This is a genomic window from Desulforegula conservatrix Mb1Pa (genome assembly GCF_000426225.1).
Classification (GTDB): Bacteria; Desulfobacterota; Desulfobacteria; order Desulfobacterales; family Desulforegulaceae; genus Desulforegula; species Desulforegula conservatrix.
Genome location: NZ_AUEY01000175.1, coordinates 1 through 1,469 on the forward strand (window position 1 = coordinate 1; position 1,469 = coordinate 1,469).

At 36.7% G+C, this 1,469-nt stretch carries 3 protein-coding genes; 2 read left to right on the forward strand and 1 reads right to left on the reverse strand.

Annotation, left to right across the window (positions count from 1 at the left end; translation table 11 throughout):
• Positions 1 to 78: 78 nt before the first annotated feature.
• Together K245_RS0121660 and K245_RS0121665 are read left to right on the forward strand one after the other, a co-directional pair.
• Entirely contained in the window at positions 79 to 360 is a 282-nt protein-coding gene (locus K245_RS0121660) for a hypothetical protein (protein ID WP_027360820.1), read from the forward strand.
• Positions 315 to 872: a hypothetical protein gene (locus K245_RS0121665; protein ID WP_156906883.1), complete on the forward strand. Its 558-nt coding sequence runs from the start codon at positions 315 to 317 to the stop codon at positions 870 to 872. Before K245_RS0121660 ends, K245_RS0121665 begins: the two co-directional genes overlap by 46 nt.
• A 34-nt stretch (positions 873 to 906) precedes the next feature.
• Here K245_RS0121665 and K245_RS0121670 read toward each other — a convergent pair whose 3' ends face one another.
• A complete protein-coding gene (locus K245_RS0121670; protein WP_027360822.1) occupies positions 907 to 1,341 on the reverse strand; it encodes a DUF488 domain-containing protein in 435 nt (144 codons plus the stop codon).
• Positions 1,342 to 1,469 lie beyond the last annotated feature (128 nt).

The following is a 1,469-nucleotide window of genomic DNA, read 5'->3' on the forward strand; positions in this document are numbered from 1 at the left end:
ATATTTTTTGCCATGCTACACCTCCATCATATCTGGATAATCTTTCACATGCCTTAAGATAAGCATGGCGGAGTAAAAATGGTAATCAAAAAAATGTTTGAACCATCTTATAACTGGCATTTTACAAAAAATGAGCCATATAAACATTATTTTAAATCATTCTATAAACAATTTAAAAGACTATCAGCGTCTGATCCCGACTCTTTGCTTGACAATGTAATTTCTGAATGCAACAAGGCCATTAATGAGTTCAATTTTCTTAGAGATTCAGGTATAGTTTTTCCTAATAATGGCGGCGGAGAGCATCTTTCAACATGGATCACAGTAATCAATCTTTGGAAACGAGACATCACTCGTTAAATAAGCTTTCTTTTGACAGAGAAAGCGATATGTCCAAGATTTTTTCGGCGCAGTCATGTATCCGATCACAATATGCATATTCTGATTGGTTCTCATGGGAAGCACGTGAATTTAAGGGGCTTTTTGGGGTTCCTGACCACTTATCTATTTTTTGGAAGAATGATGCACGTGGTCGACGCATTCAACGGACATTTGCATTTGAAATGAAGAGAAAACATTGGCAGCGAGCCTTAATGCAAGCTTACCGCTACGCTTCATTCGCTGAGTATTCTTTTGTTGTGCTTGATAATGAATATGTCCATAGAGCACTATCCCAATTAGATGAATTTAAGAAATCAAACATAGGATTGTTAAGTATAAAATTTGATGGTGAAGTTATATGGCATTTTCGTCCACGTTATAGGCTTCCATATTCAAAACATATGCATACTCTTCTTAAGGAAGAGATTGACAGCTACTTATTCAGTGAAGACACTGCTCGACAAAAAAGACGATTGCAGTGGGTTGCATGATTTTTTTTAAATTGAGCTATATTAAAACTTATCTTTAAATATGCTTCACTTGAAGCCATTCTTTCCTTCTCATAATTTCGTTCGCTATTGCGCTTCTGTGGCACTGTGCCGGGTCTTTTTCAAAGCATAAAAGAGCTATTTTTTCCCCCTGATGGATATAATCAAGAAGTTTGTCCGTTTCTTCCGAAACAGAGCTGAGATATTTATTATACTCTTTGAAAAAAAGAGAATAATCCCCTGTTTTTTTTAGATTATCCCTTATTGGCTTTGGCGTGCCGAGCTGATTTATGCTCTGGTAACCTATTTTCTTTTCAGTAAGAAAATCAGACAGTCCGTTTTTTGAAAAACCCTTTTTTCTGCTGAAAGGAATCTGCCTTACATCTATCACCATGGTTATTCCGTACCTGTTTAACCACGCGCTGAACTCCTGCTGGCTTAAACCTTCGTATCCAATTGTATAAAATTCCATGGCTGCACCTATACTCAACGAATACGCCACAACGGTAAGCATCCAGCCAACCACTTCTATTCAAGAGAAATGATATATGGCAGATTTTCTCAAAAAATATTTTGGGAGGATGATGTATGGAAGAAAAG